Origin of the sequence: Sphingobium sp. B12D2B (assembly GCF_025961775.1) — a bacterium.
Taxonomy (GTDB): domain Bacteria; phylum Pseudomonadota; class Alphaproteobacteria; order Sphingomonadales; family Sphingomonadaceae; genus Sphingobium.
This window is the reverse complement of sequence record NZ_JAOQOH010000001.1, coordinates 1,486,597-1,502,138: the sequence shown is the minus strand read 5'-3', so window position 1 is coordinate 1,502,138 and position 15,542 is coordinate 1,486,597. Positions and strand designations below refer to the sequence as shown.

At 64.3% G+C, this 15,542-nt stretch carries 13 protein-coding genes; 3 read left to right on the top strand and 10 right to left on the bottom strand.

Features of this window, described 5'->3' with window-relative positions; translation table 11 throughout:
- Positions 1–16: 16 nt before the first annotated feature.
- The 5 genes from M2335_RS07130 to M2335_RS07110 form a co-directional block, all read right to left on the bottom strand.
- A complete protein-coding gene (locus M2335_RS07130; protein ID WP_264594241.1) occupies positions 17–1,180 on the bottom strand; it encodes an alpha/beta fold hydrolase in 1,164 nt (387 codons plus the stop codon).
- A 6-nt stretch (positions 1,181–1,186) separates the two neighbouring features.
- Complete coding sequence (locus M2335_RS07125; protein WP_264594240.1) at positions 1,187–1,735, bottom strand: hypothetical protein; 549 nt, start codon at positions 1,733–1,735, stop codon at positions 1,187–1,189.
- Positions 1,736–1,808: 73 nt separating this feature from the next.
- Positions 1,809–4,679: a TonB-dependent receptor domain-containing protein gene (locus M2335_RS07120; RefSeq protein ID WP_264594239.1), complete on the bottom strand. Its 2,871-nt coding sequence runs from the start codon at positions 4,677–4,679 to the stop codon at positions 1,809–1,811.
- Positions 4,680–4,763: 84 nt separating this feature from the next.
- Positions 4,764–5,393 carry a hypothetical protein gene (locus tag M2335_RS07115; protein ID WP_264594238.1) on the bottom strand — a complete coding sequence of 210 codons (630 nt, stop codon included), beginning with the start codon at positions 5,391–5,393 and terminating at the stop codon, positions 4,764–4,766.
- A gap of 131 nt (positions 5,394–5,524) precedes the next feature.
- Positions 5,525–6,958: a sialidase family protein gene (locus M2335_RS07110; protein ID WP_264594237.1), complete on the bottom strand. Its 1,434-nt coding sequence runs from the start codon at positions 6,956–6,958 to the stop codon at positions 5,525–5,527.
- 134 nt (positions 6,959–7,092) lie between these two features.
- Between M2335_RS07110 and M2335_RS07105 the strand changes: the two genes are divergently transcribed.
- Positions 7,093–8,235, top strand: a complete 1,143-nt coding sequence (locus M2335_RS07105) for an alpha/beta hydrolase (protein ID WP_264594236.1) — start codon at positions 7,093–7,095, stop codon at positions 8,233–8,235.
- A gap of 42 nt (positions 8,236–8,277) precedes the next feature.
- Here the strand turns inward: M2335_RS07105 and M2335_RS07100 are convergent, their stop codons facing one another.
- The 3 genes from M2335_RS07100 to M2335_RS07090 all read right to left on the bottom strand — a co-directional run bounded on the left by M2335_RS07100 (position 8,278) and on the right by M2335_RS07090 (position 12,460).
- A complete protein-coding gene (locus tag M2335_RS07100; RefSeq protein ID WP_264594235.1) occupies positions 8,278–9,849 on the bottom strand; it encodes a tannase/feruloyl esterase family alpha/beta hydrolase in 1,572 nt (523 codons plus the stop codon).
- A gap of 132 nt (positions 9,850–9,981) precedes the next feature.
- Positions 9,982–11,523, bottom strand: coding sequence for a carboxylesterase/lipase family protein (locus M2335_RS07095; RefSeq protein WP_264594234.1), 1,542 nt, complete (start codon positions 11,521–11,523; stop codon positions 9,982–9,984).
- 31 nt (positions 11,524–11,554) lie between these two features.
- A complete protein-coding gene (locus M2335_RS07090; protein WP_264594233.1) occupies positions 11,555–12,460 on the bottom strand; it encodes a dienelactone hydrolase family protein in 906 nt (301 codons plus the stop codon).
- A 133-nt stretch (positions 12,461–12,593) separates the two neighbouring features.
- Here M2335_RS07090 and M2335_RS07085 point away from each other — a divergent pair, with 133 nt between their 5' ends.
- Positions 12,594–13,919 carry a sugar porter family MFS transporter gene (locus M2335_RS07085; RefSeq protein WP_264594232.1) on the top strand — a complete coding sequence of 442 codons (1,326 nt, stop codon included), beginning with the start codon at positions 12,594–12,596 and terminating at the stop codon, positions 13,917–13,919.
- Between the two features lie 8 nt (positions 13,920–13,927).
- On the opposite strand, the gene M2335_RS07080 is transcribed toward M2335_RS07085, so the two are convergent.
- On the bottom strand, positions 13,928–14,071 hold the full coding sequence (locus M2335_RS07080; RefSeq protein WP_264594231.1) for a hypothetical protein: 144 nt from the start codon (positions 14,069–14,071) through the stop codon (positions 13,928–13,930).
- On the bottom strand, positions 14,068–14,547 hold the full coding sequence (locus M2335_RS07075; protein ID WP_181560115.1) for a hypothetical protein: 480 nt from the start codon (positions 14,545–14,547) through the stop codon (positions 14,068–14,070). The genes M2335_RS07080 and M2335_RS07075 overlap by 4 nt, the downstream gene beginning before the upstream one ends.
- Positions 14,548–14,653: 106 nt before the next feature.
- Here M2335_RS07075 and M2335_RS07070 point away from each other — a divergent pair, with 106 nt between their 5' ends.
- Positions 14,654–15,541 (top strand): MBL fold metallo-hydrolase, encoded by an 888-nt coding sequence (locus tag M2335_RS07070; protein ID WP_264594230.1) that lies wholly within the window; start codon positions 14,654–14,656, stop codon positions 15,539–15,541.
- Position 15,542 lies beyond the last annotated feature (1 nt).

The following is a 15,542-nucleotide window of genomic DNA, read 5'->3' as shown; positions in this document are numbered from 1 at the left end:
GGCGACCCAGCTTGTTCTACAGGTCGCGCTCCGCCAGCCAGCGGGCAATGAAATCGGCGATCAGATGATTGTTGGTCTCAGTCGGGAAACCATGGGTGTTGCCGACGAAGCCATGCGCATCGAGGGGGACGAGATCGACCGAGACGCCCGCTTTCTCCAGAAACTGCGCGGTGCAGTGGTCATAGCCGGCATGATAGGACGCCCCGCCGACCAGCACGATCACCGGCACCTGCGCCAGATTGACCAGTCGGGGCATTTTGCCTGCCACCGTCCAGCAGCCCACCTTGTGGCCATCCTCCGGCGGCAGTTGGGTGAGCGGCCCGAAGTCGCGCAGGTGCGTGACCGGCGGATCGAAGCGCAGGCCAGCATAGGTGATGCCGAAGGGCCGCGCGACCGGATCGCCCGGCGCGCCCATGGGCGGGGCGTTGTAAAAAGGCGGGCCATTCGGTTCGGCGGCGACGATGGCTTTGACGAGGCCGGGCCGGGCATCGGCGATCTGCCAGCCTGTCGTCCCCGCCCGCGAGTGGGTGACGAGAATGGCGGGGCCGATCCGGTCCAGCAGCGCTGCGCCCGCATCCCGGTCCAGCCGGTCGACATAGAGGCTGACCGCCAGGGCATCGCCGGGCGCGCCGAAGGGTACCTCGATGGTCGATTGCCGCGCGCTTCGCATATAAGCGGCGGCAGGGTCGTCAGGGGCGTTCGTGCCGGGCAGATGCGCCGGCTTGCTGGTCGGCGGAGGCGGTGCCGCCTGCCCTTCCCGCGCGGGAAGTCCGGCGGGAGGCATCAGCTTGCGCCCGTCGACCGCCTCATAATGCGGTGAGCGGCCGAGCGTCGGGCGATCGACCACATAGACGGCATAGCCCTTGCGCAGAAACAGCGTCGCCCAGCCCTCGCGGCCGTCGGGCGTACTCCAGAAGCTCGCCCCACTGGACGCCCCACCATGAAAGAACACCAAGGGATAGGGATGCGTCTGCTGCGCCGGGATCTGATATTCGACATACATGGCGCCGGCGATCACCGGCCCGTCCCGCGTCTGCGCCTCATGCCCGCCGACGAAAAAATTGCCTTGCCGCGCAATGACGAGCGGCTGCGTTGCAGCGGCGCTCTCCTGCGCGGGCGCAGCAGAAAGCGGCAGCGCCGCCAGCAGACAGGCGAGCAGTGGCAGGCGGACGGACGGCATACTCGCTCAGCGCCGAAGATAGACAGTGAGGTAGGTGATGCCGATAGCTGCGGCTATGCCGACAAGCGCGGCGAGGCCGTGCCGCGCGGGCACCATGCGCGAACCCTGCGCGGCGGTTGAACCGCCGGGCGGACCTGCGCTCCACGCCAGCATCGGACGATAGCGATGGAGATAGCCGAATGACATGACCGCGTTCAGCCCGATAATGACCGCCGCCACACCCATGCCGAACGGACGGCCATGCGATGCCGTGACAAAGGCAATCATCAACGTAATCGGCCAGGCGGCGACAACTGCCAGCGCCGCGAACAGATCGAGCAGCAGGGCCAGGCCAATGGTGACTTCCAGCGCCTTGACCAGCGCCATCACCCCGGACTCTGCCAGCGCGGGCACGAGACCCGGCCCCGGCTGGATCGACCGGTCCAGATAGAATTCCAGCCAGTAGTTCAGCCCGTGGAACAGGAACCAGCCGCCATAGAGAAACTGGCAGGCATAGACGACGCTGCCGAAGGTCGTGCGTTCGCCGGTCGGCGAAGCGACTGTGCTGGGTGCCATGGCGGATCGCCTCCGGTGCAACTGACGGACCGGACGAAGCCCTTGGGCTTCGTCCGGGCGCCCCCCTCAGCCGTTAGAACTTCTTCGAGAGCTGGAACGAGATGTACCGGCCCATCGAGCTGGAATAGCTGGAGTCGAACCGGATCGGCGTGGCGCCGCCCGCATTCACCACCAGCGGCGGATCGGCATCGAACACGTTGAGCACGTTCAGCGATGCCGCCAGACCATTGGTGATCATCGATCCGGTTTCGCCGAAATTGTAGCGCAGGCTGAGGTCCACCGTCGTGATCGGATCGATGTTCTGATACTGATCGGGCACGGCTGCCGGCAGGAAGTCGCGCGTGATCGTGCGCGAATTCACATAGTTGAGGAACACGGTGCCGGAGAAGCCGCCGATGTCCACGCCCGCTTCCACCTTGCCGGTGAAGCGCGCCGGATAGCCGAAGTGGTTCACCTCATCCTTGAGCGCAACGCCGGGCACCGGCGAGGTCTTGTAGTGGAGGACATAGTTAGCCCGCGCGCCGAAGCGGAAATCGATGCCATTGCCATAGAGTGTATAATCGAGCGAGACGTCGAAGCCGTCCGTCTCCACCACGCCGCTATTATTGCGGCGCGCGTCGACAATGGCGATGACGGTGGTCGGGTCGACCAGGCCCAGCACCGGCAATTGCGGATCGGCCGTGATCTGGTTCCAGTAAGCGACATATTGGGCCAGCGTCTGGTTGGTCTTGTTCGGGAAGTAGACCGGGTTGAACACGATGAAATCGTCATAGGCGCCTGAGTTCAGCACGGCGCCGATGGGGGCGTTGTAGGCGGCCGTGTCGACCTTATCCTTGTAGACGATATTGTAGTAGGTCAGGCTGAAGTTGAAGCCCTTGGCCAGCTCCGGCGTCAGGTCCATGCCCAGCGACCAGGTGGTGGCTGTCTCCGGCTTCAGGTCCGGATTGCCGCCAATCGGATAGACATATTGGAACGAGCCCGCAGCGGGCGATAGGCCCACAGCCGAGCCGCTGCCGGTGCGCGGCAGGAAGCCGGCGGTGGCATATTTGTTGACGTCCACGAGCGAAGGCGCACGGAACGACGTGCCATAGCTGCCGCGGAACTGGATGCCGGACGCCGGGGCGTAAGTCACACCGAAGCGCGGATTGGTCGTCGAGCCGACGTCGCTATACCGATCGTAGCGGACGGCGGCATTGAACTCGAGCTTCTCCAGACCCGGCCGGGCATTATCCGGACCGAACAGCGGCACATAGGCTTCTGCATAGACGGAACGCACGTCGCGCTCGTTAGAGGTCGGCACGCCGGCGAAGGTATCGACATTCGCAGTGCGCGTGTTGGAGAGCTGGCCGTTGCCGAACAGATAGTCGAAACGGATCTCGCCACCGACCGAGACGCGCACGTCACCGCCCGGCAGGCGGAAGAGTGAGCCGCCGATATTGGCCGAGCCGCCATAGCTGCGATTAAACACTTCAAGTTCGGTCTGCGCGCGGAAGAGCGCCAGAGTCGCCTCGGAGTTACAATCGAACTGCTGCCCATCGCAGAACGGGTTGAAGAACGGCACGCTCGCCGGCTTGGTGGTGCCCGCCACAGTGGCGCCCAGCGCCCGATTGAGGCCGTTGGTATTGAGCTGGTTGGTCGCCAGGCTGTAGCCCTTGTTCTCGCTGTAATAAGCGGTGACGTTGGCGTTCCAGCTGTTGCTCAGCTTCATTTCCAGCCCGCCCGAAAGCGACCATATCTGCTCATAGCCTGTGATCGTTTGCGGCCCCAGGTCCTCAAGGAAGCTGTAGGGCACGCTCAGCGTCCCGTTGGCCGGGCAATTGAGCGTGGCACTATCGTCCACCTTGCCCGCCGCGCACGGGCTGAACGGGTTGGTGCTCGGCACCGAGAGCGTCGCTGTCGAGGCGATGCCGCGGTTGGTAAGTTCACGCCGCGAGAACAGGCCGTCGGCCACGAACGTCACGTTATCGTCGAAATCCTGGCGGAAGGTGCCGACCACCGTATGCCGCTTGCCGGAAGGAATGGCATCGGCGCCGATCCATGCATTCTCGCGATTGGGCGTCGCCGTCAGCTTGCCCAGCGTCACGTTCGTGCCATTCTGCCCGGCGGGAATACCATAGAAGCTCGACCCGAACTGAACGTTGCCGGGATTGGTGAGCACCGGGTTGGGCGCGCCGCCATAAGGCGAGAGGTCGCTGTTATACAGGTTCGGCCGGTCGGCGGCTTCCAGCGCGGTGCGGTTCTGATACTCGTAGGCGAGGAAGAAGCCGCCGCTGGACCAGCGCCGCCCGAAGGCGATCGAGCCGATATACTCCTCGACGGAGTCGGCAAAACCGGCGCGGGCCTGCACCTCGAACACATTGTCAGGCCGGCGCATGATGAAGTTGACGACACCGCCGACCGCATCCGACCCGTAAATGGCCGAGCCGCCGTCCGCGACCACTTCGATGCGCTCCAGCGCGATGGCGGGGATGTTATCGGCATCGAAGAGCTGGCCATTGGCGCCCTGCGGGGCGACACGGTGGCCGTTCACCAGGCTGAGCGTCGAGGCCGTGCCCAGACCGCGCAAGTTAATCGACTTCGCGGCGAAGGAATTGAGCGAGGTGTTCTGGATGATCGATCCGCCCTGCTGCTCGTTATTGCCGCCGAAGTTGACGATCTGGGGGAGCTTGCGCAGGGCATCGTTGGTGGTGCTGACGCCGAGCTTCTCGATCTCCTCGCGACCGACCGGGATGACCGGCGAACCGACCGGCGCGACACCCTTGATGCGCGTGCCGGTCACGATAATCGCGGCATCCGCGGCATCCGTAGAGCTGCCCTGCTGCGGCGATGCATCCTGCTGCGCCATGGCGGGCGCTGCGCCGAGCGCCGCCAACACCAGAGCCGAAGCGGAGACCGCCAGTTTCAGACCCGTCCGTTCGCGGACAGAAAAATTCCGTGCCTTCATCTCATCTCCCTCCCCTTGCTCCCGATCATGGCCGGGATGCCTGAGCGACTGGCACCTCGCCAGACCGCCGAATTCATCGGTATATTAAATGTTATTTGATTTTGTATAACTATATTGAGCCTTGTCGTCAAGGCGATCGTCGCGCGCCCAAGGCGGCGCAGCGCGCGGCTTTGCGCGCAGCATCGGGCGGTAATGCTGGAAATAGGCGAGCATCAGCAGCACGTTTACGCCCAATTCGGTCGGCCCGGTGAGCAGGCCACTAAGCCGCGCAGTGATGAAGGTGTTGAGATAGAACACCGTCATGCTCGTCGGCACTTCCAGCACGAGGGCCAGCGGAACGAAACGGTTGCTCAGCAGCATTACGCCGACAATGCCCTCCAGCACCTTGACCGCCGGGAAAATGCCGGTCGCAAAGAGCGAGGCAAGGAACGGCCCCGCAATCGGATGCATGGGCGCCCCGGAGGGTTGCATGTCCGTGAACCAGAAGCGCAGGCACGACCAGAGCAGATGCCCACCAAAGTAGATGCGCATCACATCGGTCGCCTGATCAATCGTCCGCCAGTCCGCATGGCGGCGCGTGTTCGCCCAGGCCACCGCAACACCGGCCACCATCGGCAGGCCGAAGAAGATGAAGGAATCAAAGCTCAGCAGATTGAACGAGAAGCCTGCGATACAGATCAGTATCGCCGCGACGATCTTTGCCTGGTGCCCCATCGATGCATCCCCTCCAGCGCAGGATCAGGCAGGGGGCACTTCGTACCCCTCACGCCTTCAGCGCTGATGGTCATGCTAGGGCCATCCCCCGCATCGTGTCAACATTTTGAATTTAGTTTTGACTAACGATCTTATTTGTTCGGCGGCGGTAGGTCGCCCAGCAGCGGTGCCAGCGGAACGCGCGCATACATCACCTGCCCTGCCCCGCCCGCCGGCCAGCCTGTCCAGGCGGCGTGAAACGCGTCTCTCCCCGCGCCCAGACTGCTGATGAAGTCCCCGCCCGCCGAATAATCCTTTGCCAGCGCGTCCGGCACGCGCGAGGAGGCGGGCGAGACGCGCCGCACCGGCCCGAAGCGCTCACCATCGGTAGACGCCGCGATATAGAGGTCATAGCTGCCGTCGGCATGATAGCCCCGCCAGAGCAGCCCCAGCACGCCTCCGGGCGTATAGGCCAGCGCCGGCCGCGATGACCGCACCACACCTTCAGGCGCGGCCGGGCCATCCAATGTCTGCCAGTGGGCGCCGCCATCCCGCGTGATGCGCACCGCTGGCGTCCCCGCCTTGTCGGACGCCAGCGCGAGCGCATATTGCCCAGCATGGGCCGGATGCGCGGCGATCGGCGGATAATGGACCAGCCGGTCGAAATACTCGACCTGTGTGACGAGGTGCCGCTGCACCGTCGCTCCGCCATCCGCGCTGGTGGCGAAGACCACGCACAAGCACTTGACGCCATCGACCGGCACGGCTTCCGCCAGATAGCTGTAGGCAAGCGTACCGTGGGCGACGACATAATGCCCGTCCCAGCGCTGCGGCCAGCCGGGCGCACCAAAGGCGCGGATCGGCCCCCAGCTTTTGCCGCGATCCTTCGAGACGGTGTAGAAGCGCTGCGAGCGCAGCGCCTCGCCCGGCGGGGCCGGATAGCCGCCGGAGAGGATGATTTCCCCGCTCACCGCGTCGATCACGCCGCGCCCCCCGTCCCATGGCACATGCGTCGCTTCGGCCGGGACCGTGGCATTGGCCTCGAACCGCGCCTCTTCCCCCGTCGCGATGCCGCTGGAGATCGGGGACCAATTATGGCCCCAGTCGGTCGAAAGGCGCATGACTACCCGCCCTGACGCATGCTCGCCCTCCGGCGCGTTCTGCGGCAGCACGCCCGCCAGCGTCGCGCCGATCAGCAGCTCGCCCTGCGGACCAATGTCCACATAAGGCGAGTTGCACACGGGCGTGTCGGCCATCGTCCAGACCAGCGGCTGGGTATCGAAGCTGCGCCCACCGTCCTTGGACAGCGAAAGGTGGCACTGCATGCCCCGCTCGCCGGCGGGTTCGCCAGGCCTTGTCATGGCCAGATCCCGCCAGATGACCGCGACGCGCTGCGGGTTCGCGGGGTCGACTGCGATTTCCGGCACTGAGGCGGAAAAGGCCGCGCCGCCGGTGCTGAGTTGCTGGACCATCGGCATCTCCGCCTCCGGTCGTGCCCCCGCAGGATGACAGCCCGCCACCAGTGCCACTGCTCCTAAGCCAGCAAGCGCCCGCACCCCGCCCTTACCCTGCGCCAGACCGACCATATCCACTCTCCCTCGACCAGCAAAAAGACCGATTTGGACGGCCCCTTTACAATCGATTGTATTCATGTGAGTCTAACAATTCCAGATGCCAATTTGCGATGCGGCACAAAAATCAGACTAAATGAGAGGTTTATATGGGAGAATCATTCGCCAAACGCCCGGCGTACAGCCTGTGGTCGCGACTAGTGGCGCTTACGGGCGCATCGGTGGTCGCGCTGGCCTTCCCCGCCGCCGCACCGGCCCAAACGGCTGACAAGGCGGACAGCAATCCAGTGAAGATCGATGCCGACGGCACAGTGCATGTGCCCGCGATGAGCGTACCGGTGTCCAGTTTCCTGACCGATGAAGCCAAGGCCTATCTGGCCGAGCATCTGCACGACATGCAGGACCGTGAATCGAAGACGCTGCCGGAAAATGGCGTCCCCTTCTTCATGAAGCCCTATATGGCCTCGGCCAAGGCGATGTTCCCGCTGGTCCGGCAGGAAACGACCATCGCAGGCGTGCCCGCCATCACCTACACGCCTACGCAAGGGGTCAAGCCGCAGAACCAGAAGCGCATTCTGCTCAACCTGCATGGCGGCGGCTTCGGCGGCTGCTACCCCGGTTGCGCCGAACTGGAATCGATGCCGATCGCCTCGCTCGGTGGCTATAAGGTCATCACCATCGATTATCGCCAGGCGCCGCAATATCGTTTCCCAGCCGCGAGCGAAGATGTCGCCAGCGTCTATCGCGAACTGCTCAAGACCTACAAACCGGCCGATATCGGCATCTATGGCTGCTCGGCGGGCGGCATGCTGGTCGGCATGGCCATGGCCTGGTTCGACAAGGAGAAACTCCCCATGCCCGGCGCCATCGGCATTTTCTGTGCCGGCATGACGCTGGAGAAAGGCCCCGGCTTCGGCGGCGACGCGCATTATACCACCGCCGCCATCGGCGAGGCGAACCCGCCGGCGGAACCGCCGCCGCCGCTCGGCAAAGGTCTTCCCCCGCTGCAGTATCTCGAGAAGGTCGACATCAAGGACCCGCTGGCCGCACCGGCCAACTCGCTCGAACTGCTGGCCAAATTCCCGCCGACGCTGTTCATCACCGGCACGCGGGCCTTTGAACTGAGCTCCGCAGTCTACTCACATGGCCAGATGGTGAAGGCCGGCGCCGATGCCGATCTGCATGTGTGGGACGGCCTGTTCCACGGCTTCTTCTACAATCCGGTCATCCCGGAATCGCAGGATGCTTACGAGGTTATCGTCAACTTCTTCGACAAGAAGCTCGGCAAGTAGCGGGTGGAATGCGGCGCAGCGGTCTCCCATCTGCGCCGCATGTCAGTAAGGAGCCGGCGGCGGGCCAGCCTCCATGCCGGCGCCCACCCAGTCGAACCGGTCGTCATGATCCTTGGCGATGGGCACCGGCGCAAAGCTGCTGGCAGAGTTGATGTCCCCCCGGCCCGTATAGCGTATCTGCACCGGGAACGGATAGGTTGGGCGGCGGCGGACTGTGCCATCCTCCAGAATGGCAGCGCCTTCCACAGCACCGGGCGCCGCGCCCCGCTCTACCCAATCGACCATCGGCCCGAGCAGGTCGTGCTGGTAGGCGACATAGCCGCCCGCGCAGTGATAGACGCCGGGGAACATGTAGACCCGCATGAACGGATCGGTCCCGGCAAAGCCGCCCATCGCGTCCCGGACGCGCTGATAGTAGTCCGGCAGCAGCCATGATCCTGCGGCATTGTCCGCCTCGCCCTGCCACATGATCAGCTTGCCACCGCGCGCCTTGAATGCCGCGAGATCGGGATTGCTGGCGTTATAATAGCCGCCCTTGTCGATCAGATCGGCCAGGGCGGCCGCATCGGGCTTCCATGTGCGCCAGTCGAAATCCTGATGGGTTTCGCCATTGTAGATCATGAACTTGATCTGGTTCGCCGCCAATTGATAGCCGTCGGCCACGAAACTGCCCGGCCCGGTCCACAGCAATTCGGACCCGTAAGGCTCGCCGCCAAAGAACAACGGCCGGCCCTGTGCATCCCTCGGCCCTTCGTAAAGCCGATGCATCGTCTCGGCCTGCTGCGCCGTCACGCAATCGGCCCGCTGCCCCGGCTTGCAGACGAGCGTGCGCGGATCGAACCGACAGCGACGGGGATTGTCGATCTGGCCATCCTTGAGGCCATCAAGGCCATCGCACGCCGCCATCACTGCCCGATGAAGCAATTGGGTGGATTGCGGCGTGAGAATGGGTTGGCCATCCGCGCTCCTGGCCACCTGAGACTCATGGATGATGCGGACGACGCCCGGCGTGATCCACAGAGCGGGCGCGCCTGCGATGATGCCGTCGAAATCATCAGGATAGCGCTGCGCTTCCATCATGGCTTCGCGCCCGCCATTGGAGCAGCCCATGAAGTAGGAGTAAGCCGGCTTGCGTCCATAGAAGCGGGCGATGATCTCCTTGGCGACACGCGCCGTCACATGCGCCGCGCGATAAGCAAAATCGGCCCGCAATTGCGGGGCATGAGCCGCCCAGAGCGTATCGCGCGCGTCCGGCCCGACATGGCCGCTATTGTTGAAGCTCACGGCAAATGCGCCGCTGAAGGCCGTCTGATTATCGCAGGACGGCGACACCGTCTGGTAGATCACGCCACAGGCCCCGCCACAGCCACCCTGCAGGTAGCGACCGGTGTAGGTTTCCGTCGGTAGATGCAGCTCAAACTGGATCTGCGGCGCGATCATGCCCCTGATCCGGCAGAATGCCACGCCATTGTCACGCGTCTCCAGCGTTGCGCTGCTGATCCGCGCCGGCGCGTCCTTAATGGCCAGCAGATCCTCGGTGGGCAAGGCGTCGCAGGCCATGACCGGCATCACGACCGGCCGCTCGGGCAGCGGTGTGAAATGGACCGGCGGCATCGGGGATTTCGCGGGCTGAGACTGAAGCGACGCGCTGCTGACACAAGCGAGCATGACGCCCACCGCGAGTCGTGCCAGCCTCTTGATCCAACTTGTCCGCATAAGCTTTCCCCCTCTCCGCTACCTTCGCGTTCAACGCGGTTTTATGGTCTGATCCGCTTCGTCGGCCTCGCCGTGATAATGTCGGTCGATGAGGTCGAGCAACACGGGTTCGGGCTCGCCGATCGGCGCCGCGCCTTCCGCACCGAAGCGCAGCGCGACATGGGCCGGCACGCCATGAGCCGGCCATTGCGGCAGACCGGCTCCGTTGGGATTGCCGGTGCGCGCGAAGTTCAGCCAGTATCCGCTCAGCAGCCGATGGATCATCTGCTCCTCGGCATCGAGCGTCCGCCCTGCGGGCTGATAATTGCCGAAGATATAGGCCAGCTCCGCGCCATGATGGGCCGTGCGCGGGCGGCCGGCCGGTTGGGGCGGCGCATAATCGAAGACATAGCGATAGACTGGCGCCCGGCCGGTCTTCGTCTGCAGGCCAGACCACATCGCGGCGGTGAAATTCCCCCACTCGACATTGGTCAGACGCCAGCGGGCATCGGTGGGATCGGCCTCCCCATCTGCACCGATGGCGGTAGCGATGGCCGGTGCCAGCGGACCATATTCGGCCTGCAGGCCCGCATTCAGCGCCTCCCGGCTGATCTCGGGCGGGCGCCCGAATTCCTGCGTGGTGCCACCGATAATCATCGGCACATCATTCTGCGCCCCGGCCAGATAAATCTCGCGCACGCTGCGCGGCAGCAGCCAGCCGTCGACATTTGGCTCATATTTCTGATCGTCCGGGATCAGCAGCTTGTCCGTGGGCAGCTTGCGCAAGGCCGCAAGGCTGGTCACGCCGCGTTCCGCCATGAACGCTTCGCCCAGGCTCTCGGCCTTGCGCAGCGGCAGGGCCGCGCGCACGCCGAAGGACGAACCGGATTCGCCGATGGCCTTGGCAAACAGCCCCTTGGCAAGCGGCGAGGCGGTGAGGATGTTCACTGTCTCGGAGCCGGAGGACTGGCCTAACACCGTCACATTCTGCGGATCGCCCCCGAAGGCGGCGATATTCTCCTGCACCCAGCGCAGCGCGGCAACGGCATCGAGAACCCCGTAATTGCCCGAGGCCCCATGGGGCGATTCAGCGCTCAACTCCGACGTCGCGAGGAAGCCGAGCGCGCCGACCCGATAGCCAAAGCTCACCAGCACCACACCCTGCTGCGCCAGCGCGCGTCCATTGAAGATCGGCAGCGCAGTCGATCCACCGCGAAAGCCGCCGCCATAGATCCACACCATCACGGGGCGCTTGGCCTGCGCGCCCATCTGCGGCGTCCAGACATTGAGATAAAGGCAATCCTCGGACGTATCCTTGCGCGCCGGCAGCCCACCGGGGCAGGCTGGCGCAAAGGTCGTCGCCTGCCGGGGTCGGGTCCAGCCCGCCGGCTCTGCAGGCGGCCGCCAACGCAGCTCGCCGGTCGGCGCAGCTGCATAGGGCACGCCCTTGAACACCAGCACGTCATCATCGCGCGTACCGACGACGGGACCATAGGTCGTCGCGGCGCGCGGGGCCTCCGCCGAGCCCCCCTGCGCCTGAGCTGAAGTGGGCGCTGCCACGAGCGTAGCTGCCATCGTCAGGGCTGCCAGCAAGCGGCCTCTCCCGGCGGTCTTCCTCATGCGATCAACCATTGGCACGGCCCCCGCTCGCGCAATCATGGGTCGCGAAGAAGTCGAGCGTCTGCGGCAGATAGCGCACCCAGGCATCGCCATGCGTGCCCTCGGGAATCAGTTCCATCCGCGCATCGATGCCGGCAGCTTTCAGGCGCTCCGTCAGCGTCTGCGTGTCGGATGCGTTCGCGCGATCATCCTTGCCGCCATGCACCAGCAGCACGCTGGAGATGGGCTTCAGCTGCTCGACCGGATAGTCCGGCCAGGGCGGCCCGCCGCTCGCGGAGATGGCGCACCAACGCTGCGGATCGGTCTGCGCGAAATGCAGGACCCCGGTCATGCCCATGGAATTGCCCATCAGATACACGCGGCGCGGATCGATATTATAATCCGCCATCGCCTTGGCCACCACGTTGCGCACATCCGCCTCGGCCAGCGCGGATTGCTGCTCCGGCGTCATCGTCGCTTTCTTCCCCATGTCGGGCAGCGCCGAGGGGAGCGGAAGATTGGCGCCATAATCGGCCATGCCATTATAGCCATTGGGCGAGACCACCACGAAGCCATGCTTTTCCGCCTCCCGCTGAAGCGCCCCCCCGGCATCGTCAAAGGGGCCATCAGCCGTGTTGCCGTAGCCATGCAGGATGAGCACCATCGGCCAGTGCCGGTCTGCGCGCCAGTTTGATGGCAGAAAGACCCGGTACGCGATCTCCTCACCCTTGGCCTGCGGCATGGCATAAGTGAGCTTGAGATCGCCGGTCTGTACCGTGCTCGCATTCGCCGCGGCCGAATTGTTCTGCGCATCCGGCGCGGCCCCGTTGCACCCGGCCAGCAGCAAGCCCAGAGCACCGAGCGCGAAAAGCGCCTTGCCCCCGGAAAACCGCGCAGCTAGCTTGGCGTCAGGCCTTTGAAATGGGGGCATCATCGCTCTCCTCAATCCTCATCTTGCAATCCATTGCGAATCATCTTTATTCATGATCGTATAACAAAGCGAGATCGGCACCAGCGTTCTTCTGGATAAATTGACCGACCGCTAACCGGACAGGAGACGCGCCATGCCCAATCGCTCTATTTCGCTCTGGGCTTTCACGGCGGCGCTGGCCGGCCTGCTGTTCGGTTTCGACACCGCAGTGATTTCAGGCGCGGAAATGGCCATTCAGCGGACCTGGTCGATGGGCAGCGCGATGCACGGGCTCGCCATATCCTCTGCCCTGTGGGGCACGGTGGTCGGCGCCCTGTTCGGCGCGATCCCCAGCGATCGCTATGGCCGCAAGCCGACGCTGATCTGGATCGGCATCCTCTATCTGGTCTCCGCCATCGGATCGGCACTGGCGTGGGACCCGTGGTCGTTCATGGCCTTCCGCATTATCGGCGGCCTCGCCATCGGCGCTTCCTCGATCGCCGCGCCCGCCTATATTTCGGAGATTGCCCCGCCGGCCTGGCGCGGCCGGCTGGGTATCCTATTCCAGACGATGATCGTGCTGGGCATTCTCATCGCCTATGTCTCCAACGCGCTGATCAGCGGCGCACACCCGGCGGACTGGCGGATCATGCTCGCCATCCCGGCCATCCCCGCTGCGCTCTTCCTCCTCGCCACCGTCGTGCTGCCGGAGAGCCCGCGCTGGCTGCTGCTGCACAAGGGCAATGAAGCCGAGGCGCGGCGCGTGCTGACCATGGCCGGCGGCGATATCGAGGCGATCCGCGCCACAGCCGACCCCGCTGGCGAAAGCCGGATGACGCTGCGCCGCTTCTTCGACGGGCATCTGCGCCGCCCGATCATGCTCGCCTTCCTGGTCGCCTTCTTCAACCAGCTCTCCGGCATCAACGCGATCATCTATTATGCACCCCGCATCTTCGGCCTGACCGGCGCGGAGGCGAGCGCCACGCTATACGCCACGGTGGGCGTCGGCGTAGTAAATCTGGTCTTCACGCTCGTCGGCATGGCGTTGATCGACAGTGCCGGGCGCCGGAAGCTGATGCTGATCGGCTCGGTCGGCTACATCGTCTCGCTGGCCATGGTCGCTTATGGCTTTGCGAGCGCGCATTATACGCTGGTGCCGGTCTTCATCTTCCTGTTCATCGCCGCCCATGCCATCGGCCAGGGCGCGATCATCTGGGTCTACATCTCGGAAATCTTCCCGAACAATGCCCGCGCCACGGGTCAGGCGCTCGGCACCGGCACGCATTGGGTGCTCGCCGCCGCCCTCACACTGATCATGCCTGCCGTGCTCGCCAGCGTCGCGCCGGTATGGATCTTCGGCTTCTTCGCCTTCATGATGGTGCTGCAGCTGCTCTTCACCCTGTTCATGATGGTCGAGACGCGCGGCCGCTCGCTGGAGGAGCTGTCGTCGGATCTGGCGAGCGAGCCCGCCCAGCCCTGACCGCCGGGCTACTTGCCGATCAGCCCGACGAACAGATAGAAATTATAGGCCTGCAGCGCGATGGCGAACCAGCCGAACGCATAGAAGGCGATCCGCAGCCAGCGCCGGCTCTTGGACCGGGCGTCGCGGGGCGATGTGGTCTGCACGGTCATAGCCCGGCCTCCTTCGGCGTCGCTTTCCAGGCAAGCATGGGACGATAATAGTCAAGGTAGCACCAGATCAGCCACAGATGGATCAGCAGCACGCACAGGCCGCCGATGATCATGTCGCCAATGGCGGCGAGCACCTGCGCATTGGTCACCGTGCCCTGTATCCAGCCCCAGATATCATCGAGGATCAGCGCATCGAGCATGAAGGTGCCGAAAATCACCGGGAAGGCGACCACCAGCATCAGCGGGACGCCCCGGTTGAAAACCAGCGACAGGCCCAGCAGGATTTCGACCACCTTGGCCATCTGGAACATCCAGCCGGTCCGGATCATCTCGGTGATGACCACATGTTTCATCGGTGCATCGAGCGGCATGTAGATGCTCGGCAGCGGCATGAAGCCGAAGAACCAGTTGAGGCCGCTCAGCAGGCTGAAGATGCCGAGCAGCATCCGCGCAGAAACCACCATTGGCTTGAACATACCATCTTCTCCCGCTCCGCGACCCCACCCGAATTGCGCCGATTCGAGTTGACAGCGCCTTTGTAACGCGCATGAATTGCTAGGCAATCATGTATTAGGATTTCGCATGACGCCGCAGACTCTGGGCCGGATGACGATCAGTCGTGTCATGGAAATGGAGTCGGCCATGCCGCTCGCGATGATCTTTCCGCAGGTGACGGCGGACGATCTCGCCGGCCTTGCCCAATGGTATCGCGATGACAGCCTGACCGGCGACCCGGCGACCTCCCTCGTCACGCTCAGCATGCACAGCTTCGTCGTCCAGCTCGATGGCCAGAACATCCTGATCGACAGCTGCAACGGCAATTGCAAGACGCGCAGTGTGCCCGACATCCACATGCTCGACACGCCCTATCTCGAGAATCTGGCGAAGCTCGGCCTGCGCCCGCAGGATATTCACATGGTGCTCTGCACGCATCTCCACATGGACCATGTCGGCTGGAACACCCGGCTGGAGAATGGCCGCTGGGTGCCGACCTTCCCCAATGCGCGCTACATCTTCGGCAAGCGCGATTATGATCATTGGTCCACCCAGCAGGATATTCCGCCCCATCGCGAAGCCTATGAGGATTCGGTGCTGCCGGTGGTGGAAGCCGGGCTGGCCGACATCGTCGATACCGACGATCCACGCGCGGCGTTCAAGGAGATTGGCGATGGCGTGTGGCTGGAGCCCGCCTATGGCCACTCGCCGGGCAGTTGCCTCGTCCACGCGCAGGGCGGCGGCGCGGCGGCGACATTCTGGGGCGATGTGATCCACCACCCTGTCCAGCTCCTGCGGCCCGACCTGCCGCTGATGTTCGATGACGATGGCGATGCCGCCGCGCAGGTGCGCCAGTCGCTGCTCGCACGGCTGGCGGATACCGATACATTATGCTGCCCCGCGCATTTCAGGGGCAACTCCGTCGGTCATGTTCGCAGTGATGGCGACGCCTATCGCTACGATTTCGTCGGCTGAT

What these genes read in the sequence shown, in the direction of transcription:
- M2335_RS07075 (WP_181560115.1), bottom strand. Translation starts at nt 14,547, where the DNA reads ATGTTCAAGCCAATGGTGGTTTCTGCGCGGATGCTGCTCGGCATCTTC.
- M2335_RS07070 (WP_264594230.1), top strand. Translation starts at nt 14,654, where the DNA reads ATGACGCCGCAGACTCTGGGCCGGATGACGATCAGTCGTGTCATGGAA.
- M2335_RS07090 (WP_264594233.1), bottom strand. Translation starts at nt 12,460, where the DNA reads ATGCCCCCATTTCAAAGGCCTGACGCCAAGCTAGCTGCGCGGTTTTCC.
- M2335_RS07110 (WP_264594237.1), bottom strand. Translation starts at nt 6,958, where the DNA reads ATGGTCGGTCTGGCGCAGGGTAAGGGCGGGGTGCGGGCGCTTGCTGGC.
- M2335_RS07105 (WP_264594236.1), top strand. Translation starts at nt 7,093, where the DNA reads ATGGGAGAATCATTCGCCAAACGCCCGGCGTACAGCCTGTGGTCGCGA.
- M2335_RS07130 (WP_264594241.1), bottom strand. Translation starts at nt 1,180, where the DNA reads ATGCCGTCCGTCCGCCTGCCACTGCTCGCCTGTCTGCTGGCGGCGCTG.
- M2335_RS07125 (WP_264594240.1), bottom strand. Translation starts at nt 1,735, where the DNA reads ATGGCACCCAGCACAGTCGCTTCGCCGACCGGCGAACGCACGACCTTC.
- M2335_RS07085 (WP_264594232.1), top strand. Translation starts at nt 12,594, where the DNA reads ATGCCCAATCGCTCTATTTCGCTCTGGGCTTTCACGGCGGCGCTGGCC.
- M2335_RS07115 (WP_264594238.1), bottom strand. Translation starts at nt 5,393, where the DNA reads ATGGGGCACCAGGCAAAGATCGTCGCGGCGATACTGATCTGTATCGCA.
- M2335_RS07120 (WP_264594239.1), bottom strand. Translation starts at nt 4,679, where the DNA reads ATGAAGGCACGGAATTTTTCTGTCCGCGAACGGACGGGTCTGAAACTG.
- M2335_RS07100 (WP_264594235.1), bottom strand. Translation starts at nt 9,849, where the DNA reads ATGCCGCCGGTCCATTTCACACCGCTGCCCGAGCGGCCGGTCGTGATG.
- M2335_RS07080 (WP_264594231.1), bottom strand. Translation starts at nt 14,071, where the DNA reads ATGACCGTGCAGACCACATCGCCCCGCGACGCCCGGTCCAAGAGCCGG.